23 protein-coding genes are annotated in these 26,769 nt (G+C 71.5%); 13 read left to right on the forward strand and 10 right to left on the reverse strand.

The window, feature by feature from the left end; all coding sequences use genetic code 11:
- Positions 1–15: 15 nt before the first annotated feature.
- Positions 16–1,203, reverse strand: a complete 1,188-nt coding sequence (locus tag LDO11_RS06645) for an isochorismate synthase (protein WP_232140829.1) — start codon at positions 1,201–1,203, stop codon at positions 16–18.
- Entirely contained in the window at positions 1,203–2,414 is a 1,212-nt protein-coding gene (locus tag LDO11_RS06650) for an MFS transporter (protein ID WP_232140830.1), read from the reverse strand. Before LDO11_RS06650 ends, LDO11_RS06645 begins: the two co-directional genes overlap by 1 nt.
- Positions 2,415–2,665: 251 nt before the next feature.
- Here LDO11_RS06650 and LDO11_RS06655 point away from each other — a divergent pair, with 251 nt between their 5' ends.
- The 7 genes from LDO11_RS06655 (at position 2,666) to LDO11_RS06685 (ending at position 11,642) form a co-directional block, all read left to right on the forward strand.
- Entirely contained in the window at positions 2,666–4,900 is a 2,235-nt protein-coding gene (locus tag LDO11_RS06655) for a FepA family TonB-dependent siderophore receptor (protein ID WP_232140831.1), read from the forward strand.
- A 133-nt stretch (positions 4,901–5,033) separates the two neighbouring features.
- Positions 5,034–5,966 (forward strand): alpha/beta hydrolase, encoded by a 933-nt coding sequence (locus LDO11_RS06660; RefSeq protein WP_232140832.1) that lies wholly within the window; start codon positions 5,034–5,036, stop codon positions 5,964–5,966.
- A 220-nt stretch (positions 5,967–6,186) separates the two neighbouring features.
- Positions 6,187–7,575 (forward strand): Vgb family protein, encoded by a 1,389-nt coding sequence (locus LDO11_RS06665; RefSeq protein ID WP_232140833.1) that lies wholly within the window; start codon positions 6,187–6,189, stop codon positions 7,573–7,575.
- Positions 7,576–7,652: 77 nt separating this feature from the next.
- Positions 7,653–8,708, forward strand: coding sequence for a heme/hemin ABC transporter substrate-binding protein (locus tag LDO11_RS06670; RefSeq protein WP_232140834.1), 1,056 nt, complete (start codon positions 7,653–7,655; stop codon positions 8,706–8,708).
- 50 nt (positions 8,709–8,758) lie between these two features.
- Positions 8,759–9,778 carry a FecCD family ABC transporter permease gene (locus tag LDO11_RS06675; RefSeq protein WP_232140915.1) on the forward strand — a complete coding sequence of 340 codons (1,020 nt, stop codon included), beginning with the start codon at positions 8,759–8,761 and terminating at the stop codon, positions 9,776–9,778.
- Positions 9,775–10,596: a heme ABC transporter ATP-binding protein gene (locus tag LDO11_RS06680; protein ID WP_232140835.1), complete on the forward strand. Its 822-nt coding sequence runs from the start codon at positions 9,775–9,777 to the stop codon at positions 10,594–10,596. The genes LDO11_RS06675 and LDO11_RS06680 overlap by 4 nt, the downstream gene beginning before the upstream one ends.
- An 80-nt stretch (positions 10,597–10,676) precedes the next feature.
- Positions 10,677–11,642 carry an aldo/keto reductase gene (locus LDO11_RS06685; protein ID WP_232140836.1) on the forward strand — a complete coding sequence of 322 codons (966 nt, stop codon included), beginning with the start codon at positions 10,677–10,679 and terminating at the stop codon, positions 11,640–11,642.
- 36 nt (positions 11,643–11,678) lie between these two features.
- Here LDO11_RS06685 and LDO11_RS06690 read toward each other — a convergent pair whose 3' ends face one another.
- Complete coding sequence (locus tag LDO11_RS06690; RefSeq protein WP_435574617.1) at positions 11,679–12,563, reverse strand: DMT family transporter; 885 nt, start codon at positions 12,561–12,563, stop codon at positions 11,679–11,681.
- A gap of 233 nt (positions 12,564–12,796) precedes the next feature.
- Here LDO11_RS06690 and LDO11_RS06695 point away from each other — a divergent pair, with 233 nt between their 5' ends.
- Both LDO11_RS06695 and LDO11_RS06700 read left to right on the forward strand, forming a co-directional pair.
- Entirely contained in the window at positions 12,797–13,600 is an 804-nt protein-coding gene (locus LDO11_RS06695) for a LysR substrate-binding domain-containing protein (protein ID WP_232140838.1), read from the forward strand.
- Between the two features lie 18 nt (positions 13,601–13,618).
- The gene (locus LDO11_RS06700; RefSeq protein ID WP_232140839.1) at positions 13,619–14,581 is read left to right on the forward strand and encodes an EamA family transporter; all 963 of its coding nucleotides are present in this window, start codon (positions 13,619–13,621) and stop codon (positions 14,579–14,581) included.
- A gap of 9 nt (positions 14,582–14,590) precedes the next feature.
- On the opposite strand, the gene LDO11_RS06705 is transcribed toward LDO11_RS06700, so the two are convergent.
- The gene (locus tag LDO11_RS06705) at positions 14,591–15,646 is read right to left on the reverse strand and encodes a GGDEF domain-containing protein (protein ID WP_232140840.1); all 1,056 of its coding nucleotides are present in this window, start codon (positions 15,644–15,646) and stop codon (positions 14,591–14,593) included.
- Positions 15,647–15,761: 115 nt separating this feature from the next.
- On the opposite strand from LDO11_RS06705, the gene LDO11_RS06710 reads away from it, so the two are divergent.
- Both LDO11_RS06710 and LDO11_RS06715 read left to right on the forward strand, forming a co-directional pair.
- Complete coding sequence (locus LDO11_RS06710) at positions 15,762–16,307, forward strand: RNA polymerase sigma factor (protein WP_232140916.1); 546 nt, start codon at positions 15,762–15,764, stop codon at positions 16,305–16,307.
- Entirely contained in the window at positions 16,294–16,929 is a 636-nt protein-coding gene (locus LDO11_RS06715) for a hypothetical protein (protein ID WP_232140841.1), read from the forward strand. The genes LDO11_RS06710 and LDO11_RS06715 overlap by 14 nt, the downstream gene beginning before the upstream one ends.
- 67 nt (positions 16,930–16,996) lie before the next feature.
- Here the strand turns inward: LDO11_RS06715 and LDO11_RS06720 are convergent, their stop codons facing one another.
- A complete protein-coding gene (locus tag LDO11_RS06720) occupies positions 16,997–17,533 on the reverse strand; it encodes a DUF4019 domain-containing protein (protein WP_129135346.1) in 537 nt (178 codons plus the stop codon).
- A gap of 162 nt (positions 17,534–17,695) precedes the next feature.
- Entirely contained in the window at positions 17,696–18,196 is a 501-nt protein-coding gene (ssb, locus tag LDO11_RS06725; protein WP_232140842.1) for a single-stranded DNA-binding protein, read from the reverse strand.
- A gap of 190 nt (positions 18,197–18,386) precedes the next feature.
- Here ssb and LDO11_RS06730 point away from each other — a divergent pair, with 190 nt between their 5' ends.
- Entirely contained in the window at positions 18,387–19,391 is a 1,005-nt protein-coding gene (locus LDO11_RS06730; protein WP_232140843.1) for a polyprenyl synthetase family protein, read from the forward strand.
- 31 nt (positions 19,392–19,422) lie between these two features.
- On the opposite strand, the gene LDO11_RS06735 is transcribed toward LDO11_RS06730, so the two are convergent.
- The 4 genes from LDO11_RS06735 to LDO11_RS06750 all read right to left on the reverse strand — a co-directional run bounded on the left by LDO11_RS06735 (position 19,423) and on the right by LDO11_RS06750 (position 25,666).
- Entirely contained in the window at positions 19,423–20,208 is a 786-nt protein-coding gene (locus tag LDO11_RS06735; protein ID WP_232140844.1) for a dienelactone hydrolase family protein, read from the reverse strand.
- 61 nt (positions 20,209–20,269) lie between these two features.
- Positions 20,270–21,670: a UDP-N-acetylmuramoyl-L-alanine--D-glutamate ligase gene (gene murD, locus LDO11_RS06740; protein WP_232140845.1), complete on the reverse strand. Its 1,401-nt coding sequence runs from the start codon at positions 21,668–21,670 to the stop codon at positions 20,270–20,272.
- Positions 21,651–23,054 (reverse strand): UDP-N-acetyl-alpha-D-muramoyl-L-alanyl-L-glutamate epimerase, encoded by a 1,404-nt coding sequence (murL, locus tag LDO11_RS06745; protein WP_232140846.1) that lies wholly within the window; start codon positions 23,052–23,054, stop codon positions 21,651–21,653. Before murL ends, murD begins: the two co-directional genes overlap by 20 nt.
- Entirely contained in the window at positions 23,051–25,666 is a 2,616-nt protein-coding gene (locus LDO11_RS06750; RefSeq protein ID WP_232140847.1) for a bifunctional aspartate kinase/diaminopimelate decarboxylase, read from the reverse strand. Before LDO11_RS06750 ends, murL begins: the two co-directional genes overlap by 4 nt.
- A 194-nt stretch (positions 25,667–25,860) precedes the next feature.
- Here LDO11_RS06750 and LDO11_RS06755 point away from each other — a divergent pair, with 194 nt between their 5' ends.
- Positions 25,861–26,745: a PhzF family phenazine biosynthesis protein gene (locus LDO11_RS06755; RefSeq protein WP_232140848.1), complete on the forward strand. Its 885-nt coding sequence runs from the start codon at positions 25,861–25,863 to the stop codon at positions 26,743–26,745.
- The last annotated feature ends 24 nt before the right edge of the window (positions 26,746–26,769 follow it).

Here is a 26,769-nt window from a genome sequence, read left to right on the forward strand (position 1 = left end):
GTGCGTCGTCGTCGGTCATGGCGCGCGCACGTCGTCGATGCCCAGCGCATCGAGCATGGCGCGGAACTTGGCGGCGGTCTCGTCGACCTCCAGTGCGGGCTCGGAGCCGGCGACGATGCCGGCGCCGGCGAACAGCCGCAGCACCCGCCCCTGCACGCGTGCGCAGCGGATCGACACATGCCACTCGCCATCGCCCGCGGCATCCGTCCACCCGACCGCGCCGGCGTAGAAGCCGCGGTCGACAGGCTCCAGCGCGCGGATCGCCTCCAGCGCGGGCAGCCGCGGGGTTCCGCAGACGGCGGGGGTGGGATGCAGCAGGCCGGCCAGCATCGCCGACGACACCGCCGGATCCTTCAGCGTGCCCTCGATGCGGGTGCCGAGATGCCACATGGTGCGGGTGGCATGCAGCGACGGCGCCACCGGTGCGTGCAGGCGGCTGCACAGCGGTGCCAGCGTGTCGAGGATCGCCTCGACCACATGGCGGTGTTCGTCGTGGTCCTTGGCGGACGCCAGCAGCGCCTTCGCCGCGGCGGCGTCGCGCGCCGGGTCATGCCAGCGCCGCGCCGACCCGGCCAGTGGATGCGAGACCACCGCGGTGCCACGCCGCGATACCAGCAGTTCCGGGGTCGCCCCGACCAGCCATGCGGGCGCCTCGCCGGCGGTGACCGGAAGCGGCACCACGTAGGTGGTCACGCTGGCGTCCTCGCCCAGCCGCGCCGCCAGCCGTTGCGGATCCACCGGGGTGGCGGTTTCCACCCGCAGGCTGCGCGCCAGCACCACCTTGTGCAGGGCCTGTGGATCGTCCGCCTGCCCCAGGCGGGCCATGCAACGTGACACCGCCGCGGCATAGTCGGCTTCGGACGGCTCGGCCACCGCCGCGCTCGGCTGCAGCCACGCACCGTTGTCGCGACCAGGCATCCCGACGGCCAGCCGCCGCTCCGGCTGGTAGAGCGCGTCGTCGGCGTGCGGGTCGAACGGCAGCGCGCCCACCAGCAATGCCGGCCCGGCCGGGCGCGCCGCGAAGAATGCATCGACCCGCGCACCCAGGGTCCCGGCGGGGCCCGACGGCAGCCGCGTCAGGCAGCCCTCGGCGTCGAGCCGTTCGGCAGGGGTGTGCAGGCGGAATGCGCCGGAGGGGGCCGGCCCGCACCAGGGGGCCGCCGTGACCGGGTCGGGCGCAGCCGACATTGGGCCTTCGCTCATCACGCCAACCCCGGGCGGTGCCGCACCGCCGCCAGCGCCAGCACCGCAAGCACCGCACCGACCATCAGATAGGGCGCCCCGGGCGACACCCTGTAGAGCAGCGTGCCCAGCAGCGGCCCGATGACCATGCCGAACCCCTGCACCGAGGCCACCGTGCCCTGGGCCGCGCCCTGCTCATGGGCCTCGACGGAATCCGCCGCCAGCGCCTGGAACGACGGGAACACGAAGCCCATCCCGAACGACGACACCGCATAGGCCAGCAGCAGTTGCCACTGCACGTCGATCAGCGCCAGCGAGGCGAAGCCGATCGCGCTGATCGCGGCGCCGAGCGCGATCCAGCGCGACGGCGGCACCGACTTCAGCCGCATCACCAGCATCTGCGACACCATCAGCCCGACACCGACCGCGGTCAGCGACAGGCCAGCCACGCGGGCGCCATCGGCCGGAGACAGGCCGAGCCGGTCGATCGCGAAGAAGCCCACCATCACCTGGGCGATGGTCACCGACACCATCGCCGCGAACACCGCGCCCACCGGCAGCCGCAGCCGCGGGTCGCGCCAGGTCAGCGCCTGCCGGGGCGGCCGCGGCGCGTCGCCCACCAGCGGTCCGTCGAGCGGAAGCCGCCACCACACCACCAGCAGCGACAGCAGTGGCAGGGCCGCCGCCACGTACAGCGCCAGCGACAGGTCGTGGAAGGCGATCCAGCCCGCCGCGGCCGGTCCGACCGCCATGCCGAGGGCATTGGCGGCACCCAGCCGTGCCATCACCGCGGCACGGTGGCCCGGGCGCGCGCCATCGGCGACCAGCGCGGCCGCAGTGGGCGGCACCGCCGCATAGAACAGACCCACCAGCGCCCGGGTGCCGACCAGCGCCAGCACCGAGACCAGCACCACCGGTGGATTGCGCAGCGCGACATCGACGAACACCGCCATCGCCAGGTACACCGCGGCATATGCGGCCAGCGCGATCAGCAGCACGCGCCGGCGGCCGATACGGTCGCTCAGCAGGCCCCAGCGCCGGGCGGCGAGCATCCACAGCAGGCCGGCCGCGGTGACCGCAAGACCGGCATGCCACTCCGCCAGCCCCAGCAAGCGGACCACGGGCCCGACGACGGCCACGAAGGCCATCATCGCCATGGTGCCGGCAAGCGCGGTGAACACCAGCGCGGGCAGCCCGGGAATGGTGTGGGTTGGAGGACTGACGGCGGACATGCGGCTCCGGATCGGTACCCCAGTCGCGTCATCGACGCTCGGGCTCGGGTGCAGGCAGCGCCAAGCTGCTGCGCAGCCGTGAATGATAACAGGTCTCATTCACTGCCATGCACGGCGTCGATGGCGAACGCGAACACAGTTGATAACGATTCTCAGTCGCCCTAGGATGGACGGCTGCCGGCGGCGGGATCAGCCGCCGCAGCGACGCCCGACAACCCGTGCCGGAACCCGAGATGCCCTGCCCACGCCGCGTGTCCCTGTCCGCTTCGACCATCGCGCTGATGATCCTGTGTGCGCCGCTGGCCGCACAGGACGTCTCTCCGGCGACAGGGGAACCTGCGGACTCCACCGACGTACGCACGTTCGACACCGTGCACGTCACCGCCGAGGCCATCGCGCGCCAGGCGCTGGGTGCATCCACCATCCTCGCCGACGATATCGAGCGCCTGCCCCCGCGCAACGACATCGCCGAGTTCCTGCGCACGCTGCCCGGCGTGAATCTGACCGGCAACTCGACCAGTGGCCAGCGTGGCAACCAGCGGCAGATCGATATCCGCGGCATGGGCCCGGAAAACACCCTGATCCTGGTCGACGGGATTCCGGTCTCGAGCCGCAATGCGGTGCGCTACGGCTGGCGCGGCGAGCGCGATTCGCGCGGCGACACCGGCTGGGTGGCGCCCGAGCAGATCGAACGCGTCGAGGTGCTGCGCGGGCCGGCCGCGGCACGCTATGGCAACGGCGCCGCTGGCGGCGTGGTCAACATCATCACCCGGGCGCCATCCGATGCGTTCACCGGCTCGCTGAACCTCTATGGATCGGTGCCGACCCACGCCGTCGACGGTGGCAGCCAGCGCGCCGGCCTGCAGATGAGCGGCCCGTTGTCCGACCGCCTCTCGTTCCGCGTGTCCGGCACGGTCGGCAAGGCCGATGCGGACGATTTCGGGATCAACCGTGACCACGCGTCGGTGCGCACCGGCAGCAACGCCGGCACCTTCCCGGCCGGCCGCGAAGGCGTGCGCAACCGCAACGTCTCCACCCGCCTGCTGTGGGAACTGGTGCCCGGCCACCGCATCGACATCGGCGCCGGCTTCAGCCGCCAGGGCAACATCTATACCGGCGACAGCCAGAACACCAACCGCAATGCCGAAGTGCTGAAGTGGATCGGCGCGGAGACCAACCGCAGCTACCGCCGCACCTTCGACATCAGCCACCGTGGCGAGTACGGCGATTCCACGCGCTCGCTGGTGTACGCCGCGCTGGAGGACACCCGCAACACGCGGCTGCTCGAAGGCCTGGCCGGCGGCACCGAAGGCATCTTCATCGTCGATGGCGGCTTCGGCGACATCGACCTGCGCACGCTGACGCTTCATGGTGAGCTCAACCACACCGTCATCGGCGACAGCGTCGACCATGTGGTCACCGTCGGTGCGGAATGGGTCGACAGCCGGCTGCATGACGCCGCCTCCGGCCTCAAGGACCGCAACCCGCAGCCCAGCGTGCCGGTGCCGCCGGGGACATGGGACGGCCGAGCCGATGCGCGCATCGCCTCGGTGTTCGTCGAGGACAACATCTACATCGGCGAGCGCCTGACGGTGACTCCGACGCTGCGTTACGACCACCACGACCGCCACGGCGGCAACCTGGGCCCCGCGCTCAACGCCGCGTTCGGGTTCCTGCCCGACTGGACCCTGCGCGCCGGCATCGCCCGCGCCTACAAGGCACCCAATCTCTACCAGAGCAATGCCGGCTATTCGCTCTACAGCAACGGCATCGGCTGCTGGGGCGGGGGTGGCCCCTGCTTCCTGGTCGGCAACGACGCGCTCGAGGCCGAGACCAGCATCAACAAGGAGCTCGGCGTGCAGTTCGCGGACGGCCGCATGCAGGCCGGACTGACCTGGTTCCACAACGATTACCGCGACAAGGTGGAAGCGGGCCGCGTCGCCGTCGACCGCGGGAGCAACGTCGACGTGTTCCGCTGGGACAACGTACCCAGGGCGGTGATCGAGGGCCTGGAAGGCAGCCTGGAACTGCCGTTGGCTGATTCGCTGCGCTGGAATACCAACGTCACCTGGATGCTGGAATCGGAGAACCGCACGACCGGCGATGCGCTGTCGACGATCCCCGAATACACCGTCAACACCGCCTTCGACTGGCAGGCAAGCGAACGCCTGGCGCTGCTGGCGCGCGCCACGTTCTACGGCGAGCAGGTGCCGCAGCGCCTCGACTACCAGGGCCGCCCGGTCACCGGCAGTGCCGCGGACCGCATGCCGCCCTACGCGCTGGTCGGCCTGAGTGGCCGCTACCGGATCACCGACCGTGTGAGCGTGGTCCTGGGCGTGGACAACCTGCTCGACAAGCGCATCTTCCGCCGCGGCAACGCATCCGGCGTCAACCTCGGCACGCCGAACGCCATCGAGGGCGCCGGCGCCTACACCTACAACGAACCGGGACGCGCCTGGTTCGTCAGCACCCACATCGGCTTCTGACGTGTTCGACGGTCCCCGCATGACAGCCCGCTTCCATCCTGTGAGTTCCCGACCGGCCAGCTGCCGGACAACCCTGCGCTGCCGTGCCGCGGCCACCGCCGCGGCCGGCCTGCTGCTCCTCGCCTCGCTCGCCATGACAACGCCCGTCTCCGCCCAGCAGCGCAATCCGCTGCAGACCATCGGCCAGACCGTGGCCGATCGCGCGTCGCAGGCTTACGCCTTCGAGCGCTTCACCGTGACCAGCGACGACGGCAGCCGCAGCTGGCGCGTCCATGTGGCGGTGCCGAAGAGCCCCGTGCCCGCGGCGGGTTGGCCGACGTTCTGGATGCTCGACGGCAACGCCGCGCTGATCGAGTTCGACGATGCACTGCTCGACGAACTGGCGGCGCAGCCGGAGCCGCACGCACTGGTGTTCATCGGCTACGACAACGACCTGCGCATCGATTCCCCCCAACGCAACCGCGACTACACCCCGGCGGTACTGCCCCCCGAGGATGCGGAGACCGCGCCACTGGGCAGTGGCGGCGCCGATGCGCTGGCCGAACTCATCGAGCGCCGCATCCGCCCGCAGCTGGCAGAGCGCCTGGCGATCGATCCGCAGCGGCAGACGCTGTGGGGCCATTCGCTGGGCGGTCTGTTCGTGCTGCATACGCTGTACACGCGCACCGGCGCGTTCCAGACCTACGTCGCCGGCAGTCCGTCGATGTGGTGGGGCAACGCGCATGCCGTGCGCGAGAGCGAGCGCTTCATCGCCCACAACACGGGGCATCCGGCGCGGGTGATGATCCACCTCGGCGGCGCCGAGCGCGTTGGCGACCGCGGCAAGCGCGACCTCAGCAACCCGCGCGTGGTCGCCCACCTCAAGCGCATCCAGGCGGCGACGCCGGATGCCGCGATGCGGCTCGCCGAAACGCTGGCGACCGTGCCCGGGGTCGATGCCTCCTACCGCGAGTTTCCCGGCCTCGGCCACGGCCCGATGTTCCGCGCCTCGCTGATGGGCGCGCTGCACGCGGTGACCGGCGTCGCCGACCGCAGCGACACGCCGCGACCGCCCGCCGGCGAATGAGCACCCTGGCCGGCCTGTCGAACACGTCCTCCCATCGCGGCCGTGCCCATCGCGGGCCGACCCCACTAAATCCCCGGCGTAGGCCATCGACCGTCCGCGCCGCCAGTGGCCGGCCCGACGCCGGATGTTCCGCTCTCGCCAATGCAGCAGCCCCCGCCGCACCGCCACCCACACCCCATCACTCCCGGCCCGGGCCGGCATCCATCGCAAGGAGTCCGCAATGAGCAGCACGCGTTCCCGTAATTCCCGTCTGCGCCTGGCGGCGCTGGGCCTGGCCCTGACGATGGCCGCCGGCATCGCCGGCGCGCAGGTGTTCGGCACCCCCGACAGCGACTTCCGCGGCAGCGTGCGGGCGACTACCCCGCTGGTGCTGCCCGGCAGCGAGGCGGAGATCGCCGGCAGTGGCTTCAAGCCCGGACAGTCGGTCACGCTGCTGCGCGGCGAGACGGTGCTCAACCCGCAGCCCTACATCGCCGATGGCGAGGGCGGCTTCAAGGCCACGCTGGCGATCCCCGCCGATGCCGCCGCCGGCCAGCATCCGGTCGTGGTGCGCGTCGCCAACCCGGATGCGGCGGCGGTGTTCGATCTCAAGGTGTCGAAGGAGATCCCGCTGTCGGCCCAGGACCGCTTCGATGTCAGCGCGAAGCCGCTGGTGCGCGGGCTCTACCAGGTCGCGCACGGCACGGCCAGCGACGCGCTGTTCGTGACCGCCGCGGTGGGCCGGCCGCCGGTGACGCAGTCGGAACTGCTCAGGCTCGACCCGCAGACGCTGGAAGTCACCGCACGCATCACCCCGGCCGCGGTACCCGGCCACGAGGACGGCCGCGTGTTCGCGGTGTACGGCGTCGGCGTCGACGACACCCACGGCAATGTCTGGGTCACCAACACCCACGACGACACCGTGGCCGTCTACCGCCAGTCCGACCTGTCGCTGGTCAAGCAGTTCGACCCCGGGGTGATCGCGCACCCGCGCGACGTGGTGGTGGATGCCGCCACCGGCCGCGCCTGGGCGAGCAGCTTCGGCGGCGGCGTACTGGTCGCGTTCGACACCAGGACGCTCGAGGTGGTGCAGGAAGTGACGATCCCGTCCGGCGAGCGCGGCGAGACCTTCAGCCCGATGGCGCTGGCGCTGGATCCGGTCGCACACAAGCTGTACTCCGTGAGCCTGTCCACCGGCGAGGTCGCCGTGCTCGACGTCGCCACCGGCACCGTCGACAGGGTGTTCCGCGTGCCGGGCGTCAAGGGCGCGATCGGTGTGGCGGTCGACCCGCGGAAGCGTCGCGTCTACGTCGCCGCGCAGGGCAGCGACAACCTGGTCATCGCCGACGCCGACAGCGGCGAGGTGCTGCATGACGTCTACGTGGGCGCCGGCGCGGTGTATGTCGCGGTCGACCCGCAGTCGGGCCTGGCCTACGTGCCGACCCGGGTGGCAGGCACCATCGCGGTGGTGGACAGCGACGGCAACATCGTCGCCAACCTCGACGGTGGCACCTTCCCGAACCACGTGTTCCCCGACGGCCGCGGCCACATCTTCGCCACCAACAAGTCGCGCGGCGAGAACGACCCCGCCGGCGACCATATCCGCCGCATCACCCCGAAGACGCGCTGAGGGCCCTGCCGGGACCGGTAAAATGCGCGCTTCCGCCTGCAGGACGCCCCGTCCTGCAGGCAATGATGGATTCCTCCATGCCTGACCGCCGTATGCCCCGACTGTCCATCCCTGCCCTCGCCGCCTGCCTGGCGCTGGCGCTGGCCGCGTGCTCGCCTGCACCGACGTCTACAGGCGCGGAGGGTGCCGCGTCGGCCGATACCGCCGGCGCCACGGCATTGCCACGGGGCTGGCAGCACGTGGTCGGGGTCGACGTGCCGGACGCCGGCCCGGTGGTCCAGCAGCTGCCGGCGACGGTGCGTTCCGACGACGGCGTCGAGGTCACCGTGACCGACAGCCGCCGCACGATTGCCGGGGGCGACGACGTGATCTCGGTGATGGAGGCGCTCGACCTCGACGCGCACGTGTTCGCCGCGCCGATCAACACCGCCACCGCGGCCGGGCGCGCCGCGCCGAAGCAGTTCCTGTTCAACCGCACCACCGGTGCCGAGGGCGTGCTGAGCCTGGACGCCACGCTGTTCGTCGGCAACAGCCTGCGCCGCCACGGCAACAGCGGCCTGGCCGCCAAGCTGCGCGATGCCGGCCTGCCGGCGGTGATCGTCGACGACCTGCAGCCCGCACCCGACAAGGTGCGCAAGACCGCGGCGCTGTTCGGTGCCGACGAGGCCGGCGAACGACTGGCCGTGCAGGTGCAGGCGCAGCTGGACGAGGCGGCGCGGATCGCCAGCGGCCACGCACGGCGCCCGAAAGTGATCCACGTGTCGGCCACCGGTGCCGGCGGCCAGCCGACCGTCGGCGGCGCCGACACCGCGGCCGCGGCGCTGATCCGCCTCGCCGGCGGCGACAACATCGGCGATGCCGCCGGGGTGCGCGACTACTCGGTGCTCAGCCAGGAAGGCATCGTCGCCGCGGCACCGGACGTCATCCTGGTCAGCGAACACGACCTCGAACTGTTCGGCGGCGCCGACGCGCTGTGGTCGCAGTACCCCACCCTGCGGCAGACGCCCGCCGGTGCGGCAGGCCGGGTCTGGGTGATGCCCGACGTCCAGCTGAAGTACACCAGCGTCGCGTCGGGCGCCGGCGCGATCGCGCTGGCACGGGCGCTGTCGGCACTGGCGGACCAGGCGCCTTGAGCACGCCGTACGCGGCGTCCGCTCCGGGCCCGCGCCGCGCACGCCCGGCGATGGTGCGGCAGCTGGCGGTGCCGGTGGCCCTGTTCGCGCTGCTGGCCGGCATCCTGCTGTCGTTCGGCGTCGGCCCGCTGAAGGTGGCTCCCGTGGACGTGCTGCAGGCCATCGGCGTGCAGCTGGGGCTGGTGGCACCCGGCGACCTCAGCACCCGCGATATCTCGGTGGTGTGGAACCTGCGCATCCCGCGTGCCCTGCTCGGCGCGATGGTGGGCGCCAGCCTCGCGCTTGCCGGTGCCAGCCTGCAGGGGCTGTTCGGCAACCCGCTGGCCGACCCCGGCATCGTCGGCGTGACCCAGGGGGCGTCGCTCGGCGCGGTGTCGGCGATCGTGCTCGGCGCCTCGGCACTGGGCTACTGGACGATCCCGGTCGCGGCCTTCCTCGGCGGTGCGCTGGCGACCACCCTGATCTACCTGCTGGCACGCCCCGGTCGCGGCGAGGGCACCGCCACCCTGCTGCTGGTCGGCATCGCCATCGGCGCGGCATGTTCGGCGGCGATCGGCCTGCTGACCTATGTCGCCGATTCCGCCGAGCTGCAGTCGCTGGTGTTCTGGCAGATGGGCTCGCTGGCGCGCGTGGGCTGGACCGACGTGGCCGCCGCCGCGCCGGTGTTCGCGGTCGGCGTGGGCGCGCTGCTGACGATGGCCACGCCGCTGGACATGCTGGCGCTGGGCGAACGCCAGGCGCGACATATCGGCCTGGACGTGCGCAGCGCGCGGTTGCGGCTGATCACCTTCAGCGCGTTGCTGGTCGGCTCGGCGGTGGCCTTCGCCGGTTCGATCGGCTTCGTCGGTCTGGTGGTGCCGCACGTGGTGCGGCTGATCGTCGGCCCGGGCCATCGCCTGCTGCTGCCGCTGTCGGCGCTGCTGGGCGGGCTGCTGGTGGTACTGGCCGATACCGCGGCGCGCACGCTGGACCCGCCGTCGGAGATCCCGCTGGGGCTGTTCACCGCGGCGATCGGCGCGCCGTTCTTCCTGTGGCTGGTGCTGCGCCGCAAGCCACGGGGCGCGCCGTGAGCGCCGCCGTCGACCGTGCACCCGCGCTCGCGCTGGAGCACGCAGCGCTGGTGATCGATGGCCGGGTGATCGTCGACCATGTCGATCTGCGCTTCGCACCGGGCACGCTGACCGCGCTGGTCGGGCCGAATGGCGCGGGCAAGTCATCGTTGCTGTCGCTTGCCGCCGGTGACCGCAGGCCCAGCGAAGGCCTGGTGTCGGTGGGTGGCCGCGCGCTGCCGGAGTGGCGCGTGCGCGAACTTGCGCGCGAGCGCGCGGTGATGCCGCAGGACCACAGCGTGCGTTTCGGCTTCGGCGTGCGTGAGGTGGTGGCGATGGGCCGGCTGCCGCACGACAGCGACCCCGCACGCGACGACGACATCGTCGAAGCCTCGCTCGCCACTGCCGACCTGCTCGCGCTGACAGAACGCAACGTGCAGACGCTTTCCGGTGGCGAAGCCGCGCGCACCGCCTTCGCGCGCGTGCTGGCGCAGGACACGCCGGTGGTGCTGCTCGACGAGCCCACCGCCGCGCTCGACCTGCACCACCAGGAGCGCCTGCTGCAGCACGCGCGCCGGCTGGCCGATGACGGCGCCTGCGTGCTGGCGGTGCTGCACGACCTCAACCTCGCCTCGGCGTACTCCGACCGCATCGTGATGCTGTGCGAAGGCCGGGTGGTCGCCGACGGCACCCCGCGCGAGGTGCTGCAGCGCGAGACCATCGAGCGCGTATACCGGCAGCCGGTGCTGGTGATCGAGCACCCCACCCGCGGGGTGCCGCTGGTACTGACCGACATGCCGCGCGAGATCGCCGCCGGCACGCCGATGCCGCCGCGCTGAGCGCAACGCTGCTGCGCTGCGTCGCCGGGCACCGACACGGCGCGGTTAGTATCGGCGCGGACATCACACCGGAGCCCGCCATGCGCACACGCCGCGATTTCCTGACCACCGTTTCGCTGGCCGCCAGCGGCCTTGCGCTGGCACCGCTGGTGGCGTGCACCGGCAACGGTGCCGCGCAGCCCGCTCAGCCGGTGCAGTCGACCTCCATCCCACACGCGACCGGCGCCCTGATCATGCGCACCATCCCCGCTACCGGCGAGCAGGTGCCGGCGATCGGGGCGGGCACGTCCGGCAGCTACGAGGTGCCGCTGGGGTCCGCCGACTACAACACCCTGCAGGAGACCATCCGGGTGTTCTTCGAGGGCGGCGGCCGGGTGTTCGACACCTCGCCCAACTACACCAACGCCGACGAGGTGCTGGGCGCGCTGCTCGACGAAGGTGGTTGGCGCGAGCGCTGCTTCCTGGCCACCAAGATCGCCGCTGACAGCCGCGCGGAGATGGAAGCGCAGTGGGCCGAGAGCAGGCGCCGCCTGCGGACCGACCGGGTCGAGCTGCTGCAGGTCCACAACCTGCGCGCCTGGGAGATCGCACTCCCCTACGCGCGCGAGCTCAAGGCGCAGGGCGCGACGAAGTACATCGGCCTCACCCACTTCGTCGAACGCAGCCATGCCGATCTCGAGCGGGTGATGCGCGCGGAAAAGCCCGACTTCATCCAGGTCAACTACTCCGTCAACGCACCGGAAGCCGCGCGCTCGCTGCTGCCGGCCGCGCAGGAACTGGGCGTGGCAGTGCTGGTCAACCGCGCCTTCGACGACGGCAAGCTGTTCGCCGAGGTGCAGGGCCGTGCGCTGCCGGGCTGGGCGGCGGAGCTCGGCATCACCTCGTGGGCGCAGATGTTCCTGAAGTTCGCGATCAGCCACCCGGCGGTGACCGCGGTGATCCCCGCCACCGGCAAGCCGGACCGCCAGGCCGACAACCTGCAGGCCGGTCGCGGCGAGCTGTTGAGCCGCGCGCAGCAGGAGGAACTGGTGGCGACGTTCGCCTGACCACAGTTGCCGCAGGCCGCGTCGCCTGCGGCGCCCTCAGCGTGCGCCGCCGCGCTGGCTGGCGGCGACGCTGCCGAGGATGATCGCGCCGGCCAGCGCCATCGACCAGGTCAGCGGCTCGTCCAGCAGCAGCCACGCCCAGGCGACGCCGAACAACGGCACCAGGTAGGTCACGGTCGATGCGCGGCTGGCGCCGATGCGCGCGATCAGCCGGTAGTACATGACGAACGCAATGCCGGTGCACACCACGCCCAGCGCGGCGGCTGACAGCCATGCGGCCATCGGGACGGGCACCGTGGGCCAGTGCGCCACGGCCAGCGGTGCCAGCAGCAGCGACGCCATCCCCAGCGTGGCCGACGCGACCGCGGCAGGCGGCAGCCCGGTGAGGTGCCGTCGCACCAGGTTGATGCCCAGCCCGTAAAACAGCGATGCGCTGGCACCCGCCAGCACCGCGCCGCCGACGCTCATCCCCGCGACCTTGCCGCTGGCCAGCACCACCACGCCGGCAAACCCTGCCAGCAGTGCGGTACCACGGCGCGAGCCGATCCGCTCGCCGAAGAACATCGCGCCCACCAGTGCGGTGAACAGCACGGTCATCGCGTTGGCGATCGCGCCGATGCCGGCCGGCGCGCGCTGGGCCGCCCATGCGAACAGCACGAACGGAATCGCCGAATTGATCGCGCCGATCAGCGCGAGCTTCGGCCACAGCTGCAACGGAAACGCGCCACGGTGATGCCAGAGGAACGGCAGCAGCACCAGCGAGCCCAGCGCCAGCCGCACCTCGACCAGTGGCACTGCGCCGAAGTCGTTCGCGGCCACCCGCATGAAGAGAAACGAAGCCCCCCAGATCGCGCCCAGCAGGCACAGTTCGACCAGCGTGCGGCCATCGGTGCCGGCATCCCGGCGTACGGCCCGTTGCACCCATGCGTTCAACGGCTGCGATCCGTTGGAGTAGGACCGGATTCTCCGCTTGCCGCCGGCGCGCACAAGCGCATAGTTTGGGCGCCAGCCACAAACAGGATTCGCGTCCCGATGGCAACGCGCAGCGACTGGCTGTCCGCACTGGCGGCGTTCGAAACCGCAGCGCGTTACCAGAACTTCGCCCACGCGGCCGAGGAACTGCACCTCTCACCGCCAGCGCGGTCAGCCACCAGGTGCGCAAGCTCGAGGCGCGCCTGGGCGTCACCCTGTTCCAGCGTCATGCACGCGGTGTCTCGCTGACCGCCGAAGGTCGCCGACTCGCCGATTCCGCGAGCCACGCCATCGGCGATCTCGACAGCGTGATGCGCGAGCTGCGCGCCGGCCCCGATGCCCGCGACACCGTGGCGATCACCACGCTGCATTCGTTCGTCCACGGCTGGCTGATCCCGCGGCTGCCGCGCTTCACCACGGCGCATCCCGGGATCCGCCTGCGCATCGACACCGGATTCGCACTCACCCGTTTCGACGACGGCGGCCCGGATTTCGGCATCCGCTTCGGGCCCGGCAGCTGGCCCGGCCTGTCGTCGCAACTGCTGCTGGAGGAACGCCTGTTCGCCGCCGCGGCGCCGACGTACGCGGGCCTGGCGCGCATCCGCTCGGTGGCCGACATCCCCGTGCACCCATTGCTCGCCGACCTGTCGCACTTCGGCTGGCACGACTGGCTGCGTGCCAATGGCGTGCATGGCGCCGACGCCGATGCGCGCATCGTCTTCAGCGACAGCACCGCGATGCTGGAAGCCGCTGCCCACGGCCTGGGCATCGCGCTGGCGCGCGAGCACGTGGCGGCGCCGTGGCTCGGGAACGGGCGCCTGCGCGCGCTGCCCGGGCAATGGGTGTCCGGGCGCCGGGCCTATCACCTGGTGCACCCGGGACACCGCCGGCTGCGGCCGCCGGCGCGCCTGTTCCGCGACTGGTTGCTTGCGGAAGCGGCGGCCACCCCAGCGGCCGCTGACGCGATGGATAATGCGCGCCCCTGACGTGCCGGATATCCACCGATGACCCCCGCCACCAAGGCGCACTGGCAGATCCATTTCTGCGTCCTGCTGTGGGGATTCACCGCGATCCTCGGCAAGCTGATCACCCTGCCGGCGCTGCCGCTGGTGTGGTGGCGGATGCTGCTGGTGGCCGGCACGCTGCTGCTGGTGCCGCGCGTCTGGCGTGGCCTGCGCGCACTGCCGCGGCGGCTGGCCTGGAGCTACGCCGGCGTCGGTGCCCTGGTGGGCCTGCACTGGCTCACGTTCTACGGGGCGGTGAAGCTCGCCAACGCCTCGGTGGCGGCGACCTGCATGGCGCTGGCCACGGTGTTCGTGGCGGTGATCGAGCCACGTCTGGCCGGGCGCCGGCTGTCGATGCGCGACCTCGCGCTCGGGATCGCGGTGCTGCCGGGTGTGGCGCTGGTGGTCGGCGGCGTGCCGGGCGAGATGCGGGCCGGTGTGGCGGTGGGTGCGCTGTCGGCACTGTTCGTCGCGCTGTTCGGCTCGTTCAACAAGCGCCTCGTCGACCGCGCGGATCCGCTCACCGTCACCACCATCGAACTCGGCGCCGGCACGCTGACGCTGACCCTGCTGTGGCCGGTGCTGGCAGTGGCCGCGCCGGTGTTCGCCGGCGGCTTCGTGGTGCCCGGCGCGCGCGATGCCGGCCTGCTGCTGTTGCTGGCCTTCGCCTGCACCCTGCTGCCGTTCGCGCTGTCGCTGGTGGCGCTGCGGCACATGAGCGCGTTCTCGGCGCAGCTGGCGGTGAACCTGGAACCCGTCTACGCGATCGTGCTGGCCATCCTGCTGCTGGGCGAACAGCGCGAACTGACGCCTGCGTTCTATGCCGGCGTGGCGATCATCATGGCGGCGGTGCTGGTGCATCCGCTGCTGTCACGGCGCCGCGGGTCGGCCGCGCCGGAACTGCATGCCGAGAACCTCGCCACCGGCGAAGCGCGCGACCTGCTCGACACCCGGCGCGACTGAGCGCGCGCCTCAGCCGGCCTCGACCCGGTTGCGGCCACCGCGCTTGGCCGCGTACAGCGCGACATCGGCACGCGCGAACACGTCCTCCACCATTTCGCCCGGGCGGCCCTCGGCCACGCCGAAACTGAGCGTCACCGGCAGGCCGATGGACAGGTCGGCGACCGCCTGCCGCAGCGTCTCGCATTCGCGCATGGCGGCATCCGCCCGCTGGCCGGGAAACAGCACCACGAACTCCTCGCCACCCACCCGCGCCACCCGTCCGCGGGCGGCGTGGTGTTCACGCAGCGCATCGGCCACCGCCACCAGCACCCGGTCGCCCTCGGAGTGGCCGTGCTCGTCGTTGACCTGCTTGAAGTGGTCGATGTCGCAGATCGCCACCGAATATGCGGCACCGGTGTCCGCCACCGCCTGCAGCTCCTCGGCGAACGCACGGCGGTTCGGCAGCCCCGTCAGCGGGTCGGTGCGGGTCAGTTCCACCAGGCTGGCGTTTTCCTGTTCCAGTGCCAGCTGGTACTGCTGCAGCTGCTCCTCGTACCACTCGCGCTCGCGCAGCTGCAGCTCCAGCTCCCCGCTGACGCGGCGCAGTTCGATCAGCCGCGATGCCTGCCGTGACAGTGCCACCAGCGCCAGCTTCTGCTCCTCGTCGAGCACCCGCGGCTCGCGATCCATTACGCAGAAGCTGCCCAGCGGCAGTCCGTCCGGATCGAGCAGCGGTGCACCGGCGTAGAACCGCACGCGCAGCTCGCCGGTGACGAAGGGGTTGTCGCGGAATCGCGGGTCCAGCCGCGCGTCCGGGACGATCATCAGCTGCTCGGGCTGCAACAGCAAATGTGCGCAGAAGGAGTCGTCGCGGGCCGTCTGCTCGAAATCGATCCCCCGCCGCGCCTTGAACCACTGGCGGTCCTCGTCGACCAGGCTCACCAGCGCGATCGGCATGCGGCAGATCGCGGCGGCGATGCGGATCAGATCGTCGAAGCCGTCCTCGGGCGCGGTGTCGAGGATCCGCGCCCGGCGCAGGGCGTCGAGCCGGCGCGCCTCGTTGGCGGGACGCTCGGGTTTTACCATCGGGTCGTGTCTCCGTCTGGAACGCAGCGATGATGCGCGGGTCGGATTGAACGCGCTGTGACATCGGCCGCCGTGCACCGAATCACCCATGTATATCCGCTACCCGTGCACGCCGATGGAGATTGCCGGTTCCGTGACCACCCGCGACACCGACGGATTCGAAGTGCTGCTCGCCCGCCACCGCGGCATCGTGCTGAAGGTGGCGGCCAGTTACGCGCTGCACCGCGAGGACCGCGCCGAGCTCGCCCAGGAGATCCAGCTGCAGCTGTGGCGCGCCTGGCCCGGCTATGACCCGGCGCGCAGCTTCCCGACGTGGATGTATCGCATCGCCCTCAACGTGGCGATCGACCATGTGCGCCGCCAAGGCGGACAGCACGGACGCGCGGAAGCGTTCGACGAATGCCTGCATGACGGCGCCGCACCCGGTCCGGACTCCGCGCTCCACGACCAGCTGCGGTTGCTGCAGGACTTCATCCGCAGCCGCGCGCCGTTCGAACGCGCGTTGCTGCTGCTCTACCTCGAAGAACGCAGCACCCGCGAGATCGCGGAAGTCCTCGGCATCGGCGAAAGCAACGTCACCACCCGGATCTCGCGACTGAAGCAGCGCCTGCGCGAACACGTGCGCAGCAACCACCCGGAGGCACACGATGGAACTCGATGAACTCAGGCACGCCTGGCAGGTGCTCGGCCGCCAGCTGGAACAGCAGGGCGCGGTGCAGCGCGAGCTGCTGCGCGAACGCAGGCTGGAGCGGATGCGCCGCGGCCTGCGGCCGCTGTTCTGGGCGCAGCTGGCGCAGGGTACGCTGGGCGTGGGGCTGATCCTGCTCGGCGTGTCCTGCTGGACGGCGCATCTGCAGGTGCCCGCGATGCTGGCCACCGGCCTGCTGGTGCATGCCTTCGGCGTGGTCACCCTGCTGATGGCATTGCTGACTGCGGCGCTGGTGCTGCGCATCGACTACGCGGCGCCGGTGGCGCGCATCCAGCAACAGCTGGCGCAGCTGCGCTGCGTCTACCGGATCAACTCCAACGTCTGCGGGCTGCCCTGGTGGATCTTCTGGGTGTTCGTGGTGCTGGCGTTCGCCGACGTGGAGCCCGGCCCGGCGACGCCGACCTGGGTGCTGATCAATCTGGCGATCGGCGGCATCGGCCTGCTGGCCACCGCGATCTTCATCGTCTGGCGGCGCCGGAGCGGGCGCGGGCCGGGCGCGCTGTCGGACGAAAGCGCGGGGATCCACCGCGGCGAACGCGTGCTCGAGGAACTGGCCGACGGCGGGCAGGAATGAAGAACCCCGGCGCAGGCGCCGGGGGCCGGTGACACCACGCCGCCGGCGCACGAAGCGCCGGGGCGGTTTACTGGTCGTTGGCGCGCACGCTGTAGCCCGAGACGCGCCAGGTGCGGTCCTCGTCAAGCCGGAACGACACGAGCTCGCGCACCGGCTCGGGGGTGTTCGCGAACCGGGTCGGGAACACCACGTTGAGGTACAGGCCCTCGGGGACCTCGCCGCCGGCCTGGAACTGCGAACGCGTCACCACGGCCTGGCCGCGCTGGGCGGCGGCGCCCACGCGAGCGCGGTCGTTGGCGACTTCCTGCACGAAGGTCTCGCGCGGAATCATGCTCTTCACCCGCACGGTGGCCATGTCCCACACCTCGCCGGTGCGGTTGCCATCGATCATCTGCACGACCTGCTGCGCGGCCTGGGTGATCTCGGCGTCCTGGCGGGCGAGCTGGGCCTGCTGCTCGGGCGTGAGCTGCGCCTGTGGCGCCGCCTGCGCCGGCTGCTGCGGGCGGGGCTGTGCCTGCGGCTGCTGCGCGAACGCACTGCCGGCGACGAGGAGGGCGACCGCTGCCGCCAGGGTGACGCGGGTGGACTTCGTCTGCTGCCTCATGCTGCCTGCTTCCGTTGGGAAAGGCGCTATCTATTGCACTCCCGGCGCCGCGCCGCAAGCACGACCTGCCGCGACCGCTCCCGCGGCCGGACACGCAACGGGCGGACCCGTGGGCCCGCCCGTGCAGGAAACAGCTTCGTGCGGCGCGCCGGCCGCCGCCGATCAGAACGGAATGTCGTCGTCTGAGAAGTCGTCCATCGCCGGCTGCGGCTGCGGCTGCTGGGCCGGGGCCTGGCGACGCGGCGCGCCGGATTCCTGCCGCTGCGGGCGCTGTCCGCCGCCGCTGCTGCGCTCGTAGTTGCCACCGCCACCGCCCCCGCCGCCCTCGCCGCGGCCGCCGAGCATCTGCATCTCGTCGGCAACGATGTCGGTGAAGTACTTCTCGACGCCGTCGCTGCCGGTGAACTTGTCGTAACGGATGGACCCTTCGACATACACCTGCGAACCCTTGCGCAGGTATTCGCCGGCGATCTCGCCGAGCTTGCCGAAGAACTTCACCCGGTGCCACTCGGTGCGTTCCTGCTGGTTGCCGTCCTTGTCCTTGCGCACGCTCGACGTGGCCAGGCTGATCGTGGTCACGGCCATGCCGCCCTGGGTGTACTTCACGTCGGGATCGTTGCCGAGGTTGCCGACCAGGATCACCTTGTTGATTCCGCGTGCCATGTGTGGGGACCTTCTTCGATCGCCACCGGCGGCGCCGGCGGCTTGCGTGTGTGTGGGGCGGAAGTATAAGCGAGCCTCCGGGCTCCGGCCCCCGGCGACGCCGCCCGGGGCCGTCGGGAAACACCGCGCCATCGTGTCGGCGTCCGGCGCAGGCCCTTTATACTCGGGCGTTTCCCGCACGTCCCCACGCATGTCCGCCACCGCCCCGCCCCCCGCCGCCGTCACCACCGACCTGCCGACGATCCAGGCACTCGCCGCGCCCGACATGCAGGCGGTGGATGCGCTGATCCGGCGCCGGCTGGCGTCGGACGTGCTGCTGATCAACCAGGTCGCCGAGCACATCGTCTCCGCCGGCGGCAAGCGCCTGCGGCCGATGCTGGTGGTGCTGGCCGGCCGCGCCTGCGGGGCCGGCGGGCCGGACCACCACCAGCTCGCGGCGATCATCGAGTTCATCCATACCTCCACGCTGCTGCATGACGACGTGGTGGACGAGTCCGACCTGCGTCGCGGCCGCAGCACCGCCAACGCGATCTGGGGCAACGCCGCCAGCGTGCTGGTCGGCGATTTCCTCTACTCGCGCAGCTTCCAGCTGATGGTGGAGCTGGACTCGATGGAGGTGATGCGGATCCTCGCCGACACCACCAACCGCATCGCCGAGGGCGAGGTGCTGCAGCTGCTGCACGTACACAACCCGGATACCGACGAGGCCGCCTATCTCGGCGTGATCGAGCGCAAGACCGCGGTGCTGTTCGCCGCCGGCACGCGCCTGGGTGCGCTGGCCGCCGGTGCCGATGCCGCCACCTGCCAGAAGCTGCACGACTTCGGCATGCAGCTGGGCTACGCCTTCCAGATCGCCGACGACGTGCTCGACTACGCCGCCGATGCGGCCGACCTGGGCAAGAACCTCGGCGACGACCTCGCCGAGGGCAAGGCCACGCTGCCGCTGATCCACGCGATCCGCGAGTCCGATGCCGCCACCCGCGAGCGCCTGCGCGGCATCGTGCAGCGCGGCGATGCCGATGCGATGCCGGAGGTGCTGGCGGCGATCCATGCCACCGGCGGCCTCGAATACAGCCGCGACCGTGCCCGCGTGCATGCCGAGGCCGCGCAACGCGCGCTCGACGGGCTGCCGGACAACGACGCCGTTGCAGCGCTGCGCGGGCTGGCGAAGTACGCAGTGGATCGCGCGTACTGAGGGTCGGCGTGCGGCCTTTGACCGTATGCGCTTACGGACTGCGCTGCCCGAAACGCTCCTCGAAGAAGTCGTCCATCATCCGCCAGGCGCGCTTGGCCGAGCGCTCGTGGTAGACGCAGTTCGGTGGGCTGTCGGCATCCGATTCCGCGAAGCAGTGCACTGCCCCGGCGAAGTTGACGAACTGCCAGTCGGCGTCGACGGCATCCATCTCCTGCTGGAAACCCGCGATCTCCTCCGCGCTGACGCCGCGGTCGTCGGCACCGTTGAGCACCAGGATCGCCGGCGCGACCGCTGACGCCGCCGGCGCCGATGTCGACAAGCCGCCATGCAGGCTGACCACCCCGGCGAGGGACGCGCCGTCGCGGGCGAGCTCGAGCACGGTGGTACCGCCGAAGCAGAAACCGACAGCGCCGACCTGCTCCGCATCCACCTGCGGCTGCACCTGCAGCACCTCCAGCGCCTTGCGGGCACGCGCCCGCAGGGTGGCGCGGCCGTCCTCGCCACGCAGGGCGCCGGCGACCTTGCCGGCCTCACCATCGTTGGCGGGACGCACGTCGCGGCCGTACACATCGGCCACCAGCACCACGTAGTCGTCGCCGGCAAGTTGCCGGGCCTTCTCGACCGCCGAGGCATTCACGCCGCGCCAGTTCGGCACCATCAGCAGGCCGGGCTTGCGATCGCCACCGCTGTCTTCATGGACCAGCACGCCCTCGAAGGTGGTGCCGTCGAGGGTCCATTGCACGGGGTCGGCCTTCGGAGCCGCCTGGGCGGCGGCGGCGAAGGCAGCACAGCAGGCGGCAAACAGGATGCGGCGCATGGGTCGTGCTCGGGGTCTGGGGCCCCGAGCGTAGCGCGGCGCTGCCGCGCGCGTGCACGCATCAGGCGATGCCGAGGCCCGCGATCGCGGTGATCGCATCGGGGTCGAATCCGCCCAGCCGGGCGAAATGGCGGCCGCGTTCGGTGTAGTCGCGGTAGGCGCCGAAGCTGGGCGCACCGGGCGACAACAGCAGCACCCCGCCGTCGATGCCGGGCACGCCCTTCGCGGCGGCGACCGCCGATTCGAGGTCCGTGGCCTCGCGCAACACGAAGCCGGCCTCGCTCGCGGCCGTACGCAGCGCCGCATGGATACGCGGCCCGTTCCCGCCCATCGTCACCACCGCGCGTGGTGGCTGCGTGCGCACATGGGCGACGAACGCGGTCCAGTCGAGGCCGCGGTCGTGGCCGCCGACCAGGATCGCCACCGGGCGATCGCGGTACAGCTCGAGCGCGGCGATGCTGGCGTGCGGCGTGGTGCTGATCGAATCGTTGACCCAGTCGATGCCATCCCGCGTGCCGAGCGACTGCAGGCGGTGCGGCAGCGGCTGGAAGCCACGCGCATGCGCGGCCAGCGCCATGGCGTCGTGGCCGCAGGTCTCGAGCGCTGTCAGCACCGCGCACAGGTTGCCGCGGTTGTGGCGCCCGGGCAGCGGCAGGTCGCGGGTGTCGAGCACGGCGGTGTCGCCGCGGAACACGGTGTCCTCGCGCAGGTGCCAGCCGTCCGCGCGGCCATACCAGCGCACGTCGCTGTCGGGCAGTTGCAGCGCAGCCAGCCGCGGGTCGGCGGCGTTGAGCACGGCGACATGCGGCCTGGCCCTGGTCAGCAGCGCCAGTTTGTCCTCGACATAGCGCGCTTCGCCGCCATGCCAGTCGAGGTGCTCGGGAAAGATGTTGGTGACGATCGCAAGCGGGGGGCGCACGCCGGACGCGGCGACATCGCGGGTCTGGTAGCTCGACAGCTCGACCGCCCAGGCGTCAGCCTGCGCATCCAGCAGCTCCAGCAACGGCAGGCCGATATTGCCGGCCAGCGCGGTGCGCACGCCGCCGGCACGCAGCAGGTGGGCGAGCAGCGCGGTGGTGGTGCTCTTGCCCTTGGTGCCGGTCACGCACAGCGTGCGCGCATCGCCACGTTCCGCAAACCACAGCGTGGTCCCACCGATGAAGCGGGTGCCACGTGCGGCCGCAGCCTGCGCGGCCTCGCCATAGGGGCTGATCCCTGGCGACTTGACCACGATGTCGCAGGCGGCAAGCGTGTCGGCATCGACGGCCGTGCGCACCTGCAACAGCGGATCGCCGAGGCCTGCTGCATCGTCGGCCTCGCCGGGCTGGCAGAACAGCGTCAGCGGCAGTGTCGGCAGTCGGCTGCGGATGGCCCGCCACGCCGCACGGCCCTCGCGCCCCCAGCCCCACAGGCCGACGCGCCGGCCATCCAGCGATGCGATGTCAGGCGGCGAAGCGTGCACGCAGCCGCTCCCAAAGCACCGCGGGGATGCGGTGTTCCCCTTCGAGTTCTAGCAGCCGCGTGACATCGGCATCGGCGCCGTCGAGCTGCGGCGCGATCTCGCGGGCGAAGCGCTCGACGATCGCGTCCTCGCGCCATTCCGGTCGTGCCGCCAGTGCGGCCAGCGCTGCGCGGGATTCGCGCGCCTCGCCGACGCATTCGAACGGCTTGTGGTCGCGGTATTCGATCAGCGCGTCGTAACCCGGCACCTGCGAGGCGTCGTCGAGCAGGTTGCGGCCGAAGATCGCCACCAGCCGCGGCTTCGGCATGAACGGCGCCAGCGCCAGGAACACGAAATGGCACTTCGGGCACACCCCGCACCAGCGGTTGACCGGGCGCTCGCCCAGCAGGTGGAAGTTGCGGTTGCAGCTGGAGAAGTGCGCGTCGTAACGGTCGATGCGCGCGAACTGCCGCGCCACCGCCAGCTCCGACAGCGGCCGCAGCAGCGAGTAGTACGTGAGGTCCGCGGCGACGAAGCGCTGCAGGTGTTCGCCGAAGGCCTGTTCGAACGCCCAGCCCTTCGACCACTGGTGGTTCACCTCGCCCGAGCCCTCGATCAGGCTGCCGTAACTGGCGGAGCGCTCGTTGGAGAACACCACCTGGTCAGCGTCGAGCACCAGCGCGGCGAGTGCGAGGATCGCGGAATTGATCGCGGTGACCGGGATATGGCCGTTGTACGCACCGTGCCGGTTGTAGTCGAACAGCTCCGGCGCGAGCTGGCGCTGGATGTTGAGCGTCGGCAGGCCGGTGCGCTCGGCGCAGGCGCGGATCAGCTGCGACCCGCCGATCCAGCTGACGGTCTGCGCGACGCCGGCATCGCGCAGCGCCTCGATGGACACCAGCGAATCCTTGCCACCGCCGATCGCCGCCAGCGCGTGTTCGCGCAGGCCCAGCGCGGGTGCGCCGGTGCTGCCCTCATCCGCACCGTGGGCGCCTTCGCCCGCAGGCGGGAGAACGGAAGCATCCGTGGAGGAAAACCGGATCCTTCCGCGCAGGTCGAGCCCGTTGCGGTAGGCGAATTCGCCGAGGCCATGCAGGTAGACGTCGTCCAGCAATGCCGCGGTGTCGGCATCGATGGCATAGCCGTCGATGCGGATGGTGCCGGGCACCGCCGCCTTGTAGTAGCTGACGCCGGCGATCAGGTGCAGCAGCCGCGTGGCGCGCTGCACTGCCGCCGCACGCGCCGCATCCAGTGCGAACGGAGCGCCGGGCACGGTGACCGTTTCCACCAGCTCCGGGCCGTCGTCGAAGGCGTAGACCAGCCGGGCGACGCCGCTGCCGGCATCGAAGCCGCAGTCGACGAAACGGAAGCTCTGGATCGCGTCGCGGTCGAAAGCCTGGCTCACGGGGTTCCTCCCTGCACGGGTAGCACGGCCTGGCCGGGCAGTTCGCGCATGTTGTAGGTGTTGGCCATCGCATGGCCGTAGGCGCCGGCATCGGCCACCAGCAGCACGTCGCCGGGCTGGGTGGCCGCGGGCAGCAGGCGGCGGCGGCCGAGCACGTCGCTGGACTCGCAGATCGGGCCGACCACGTCGAACTCCGCGGTGTCCGTATCGTCGAGCCGCGACAGGTTGTGCACGTCATGCCAGGCGTCGTAGAGCGCGGGCCGCATCAGTGCGTTCATGCCGGCGTCGGCGCCGACGCGGCGAATGCCACTCTTTTCCACCACCTGGGTGGCGGTCAGCAGCAGCGCACCCGCTTCGGCAACCAGGTAGCGGCCCGGCTCGATCGCCAGCAGGTAGCCCGGATAGGCCGCCTTGACCTCGGCCAGCCCTGCGCTCCAGGCCTCGAGGTCGAACGGCTCGTCCTCGTCGCGGTACGGGATCGGCAGGCCACCACCGATGTCGATCGTGAGGATGCTGCCGATGCGCTCGGCGATCCCTCCAAGCTCGTCGCAGACCGAACGCCAGTGCTCGGGCGTATCGACGCCGCTGCCGAGGTGCGCGTGCAGGCCGCTGATGCGCACGCCAAGCGGGCGCGCGGTGGCGAGGAACGCGCCGATGCGGTCGACCGGCAGGCCGAACTTCGACGCCAGCCCTCCGGTCATCACCTTCTCGTGGTGGCCTTCGCCACGGCCGAGGTCCACTCGCAGCCACAACGTGCGGCCGCGGAATACGTCCGGCCAGCGCATCAGCGCCTCGACATTGTCGAGCGTCACCGTGACGCCACGCGCGAACGCGGCGGCGTATTCCTCGATCGGCGCGAAGCTCGGCGTGAACAGCACCCGCTCCGGCGCGAGGTCCGGGATGGTCGCGAACACATGCGCCATCTCGCCCTGTGACACGCACTCGAGGCCGAAGCCTTCATCCACCAGCAGCCGCAGGATCGCGGGATGCGGATTGGCCTTGATCGCGTAGTAGCGGCGATCGACCGGGGTGACCGCGGCCAGCGCACGCGCACGCGCACGCACGGTGGCGAGGTCGTAGACATAGCGGGGGGTCGCCCCGTCGGCGAGCACCAGCAGCTCCTCGCGGCGCGCCTGCCACCACGGCTGCGGACGACGGCGCAGCTGGCCGTCGATCTCGCGCCAGCGCGGGCCGAACACGCGGGTCTCGCGCACCGGCATCGCCTCGCTGTCGATCAGCCCGGCATGCAGTTCGGGCAGCAGGCCATCGGCATCGGCCTCGTCGATGACGAAGGTGAGGTTCAGGTCGTTGGAGGACTGCGAAATCAGGTGCACGCGCTCGCGGCCCATCGTGGCCCACACGTCGGAGAGCTTGTGCAGCAGCGAGCGCATGCCGCGCCCGACCAGGGTGATTGCCGCGCACGGCGCGATCACCTTGACCCGGCAGAACTGCGCGAGGTCTTCCGACAGCCGCGCCAGCACGTCGGTGCTGACCAGGTTGTCGCTGGGATCGAGCGAGACGGTGACGTTGGTTTCCGACGAACCGATGAGGTCCACCGACAGCCCATGCGCGCGGAAGCGCTCGAACACGTCGGCGAGGAAGCCGACCTGCTGCCACATGCCCACCGTCTCCATCGATACCAGCACGATGCCGTTGCGGCGGCTGATCGCCTTGACCCCGGGCACCGGGTCGACGCTGGCCTCGATCAGCGTGCCCGGCAGCTCCGGGCGGCCGGTGTCGAGGATCGCCAGCGGCACGCCCGCCGTGCGGCAGGGCCCGAGTGCGCGCGGATGCAGCACCTTGGCCCCGGTGGTGGCGATTTCCTGCGCCTCGGCGTAATCGAGCCGGGTCAGCAGACGCGCATCCGGCACCTCGCGCGGGTTGGCGCTGAACATGCCGGGCACGTCGGTCCAGATCTCCACCCGCTGCGCGCGCAGCAGTGCGCCGAACAGCGCCGCGGAGGTGTCGGAGCCGCCGCGGCCCAGAATCGCGGTGCCGCCATCGCCATGGCGCGCGATGAAGCCCTGCGTCAGCAGCATCGGTGCATCACTGTGGGCGCCGAAGCGGGCACGCCAGACGTCGTCGGCCTCGCGCTGGCAACTCACCGCCAGCCGGCGCGCCCAGTCGCTCTGGTGCGGCAGTTCCAGCGCATCGATCCAGTCGCGCGCGTCGGTCCAGCCGAAGTCGAGGCCCTGGCTGCGCAGGTAGGCGGCGCCCAGGGTCGAGGACAGCAACTCGCCCTGCGCCAGCACCTCGGCCTGCCAGTCGTACGGGCGCGCCTGCGCACGTGCATCGGCGGCCAGCGCACGCAGTGCCGCCAGCCGCTCGCCCAGCACCCCATCGGCATCCAGCCCGAGGGTTTTCGCGAACACGCGATGACGCTCGACCAGCGCCTGCATGCGGCCGCCCGGGTCGTCCGCGCCTTCGGCGATCGCCTGCAGCGCGTTGGTCACACCGGACAAGGCCGAGACCACCACCAGCACGCGTGCTCCGCCGCGCTCATGGCGCTCGCGCGCGAGCCGGCCGACGGTGTCCCAGCGCGTGCGCTCGGAGACGCTGGTGCCGCCGAACTTGAGCACGATCCAGCGCGGGGAGGAGGAAGTGGAAGCCATCGGGGTCCTGGACGAGGCGGGCGCGCAAGCGGCGCGCGAAGCGCGACATTCTATGGAATCGCACGCACCCGCGGCGGGCGATGGCCGCAACACGCACCGTCGAAGATGACCGGCTGCCATCGAGGACGCGCACCGCAGGAGGCCTTTGCGGGCGCCGGTTGCTAAGCTGCGCGGCCCTCACGCCGCCCCCTGCCATGACCGCCCGCCGCTTCGTCCAGCTCGATGTCTTCGCCGACCGCCCCGGCGCAGGCAATCCCCTCGCCGTGGTGTTCGATGCCGGGGGTCTCGATGACGCGACCATGCAGGCGATCGCGCGCTGGACGCGGCTGCCGGAAACCACCTTCGTGTTCGCGCCGGACGCCGGCAGCGACTACCGCATCCGCATGTTCAGCCCGCGCCGCGAAGTGCCGTTCGCCGGCCACCCCAGCGTCGGCACCGCGCAGGCGCTGCTCGCCGCGGGACGCATCGCGCCGGACGCCGACGGACTTGTCTGGCAGGACGGCATCGCCGGCCGGCTGCCATTGCGGGTGACCGGCACTGGCAACGAACGCACCGTCGCCGTACGCACACCGAAGGCGCGCGTGGTCGAAACCGCGGAGCGTGATGATCCGCGCCTGCGCAGTGCACTCGACGGCCTGCCGCCCGGTGCGCTGCCGCCGGCGCTGGTGGATGGCGGCCGTCGCTGGTGGCTGGCCGAGCTTGCCGACGAACGCAGCCTGCGCGAGGCGCAGCCGGACTGGAACGCGATCGGCAGGCTGGCCGAATCCACCGCGACGATGGGGCTGTGCGCCTATGCGCGCGCCGATGCCGGCAACCCCTGGGATCTGGTGGTGCGCGCCTGGGTCGGCGCGCCGGCGCAGTTCGAGGACGCGGCCTCGGGCGCCGCCAATGCGACGCTCGCCGCGTGGCTGGCATCGCGCGATGCGCTGCCGGGCGGCAAGCGCCACTACGTCGTCAGCCAGGGCCGCGAGGTCGGGTATGACGCGCGGCTGCAGCTGCAGATCGACGACGAAGGCGAGGTCTGGTCGGGTGGCCGGGTCGCCTTCGTCATCGAGGGCACGCTGGACTGGGCGGGCTGAGACGCCCGCCCACCCGGGCGTGCG

Origin of the sequence: Alterluteimonas muca (assembly GCF_021191595.1) — a bacterium.
GTDB classification, from domain to species: Bacteria; Pseudomonadota; Gammaproteobacteria; order Xanthomonadales; family Xanthomonadaceae; genus Luteimonas; species Luteimonas muca.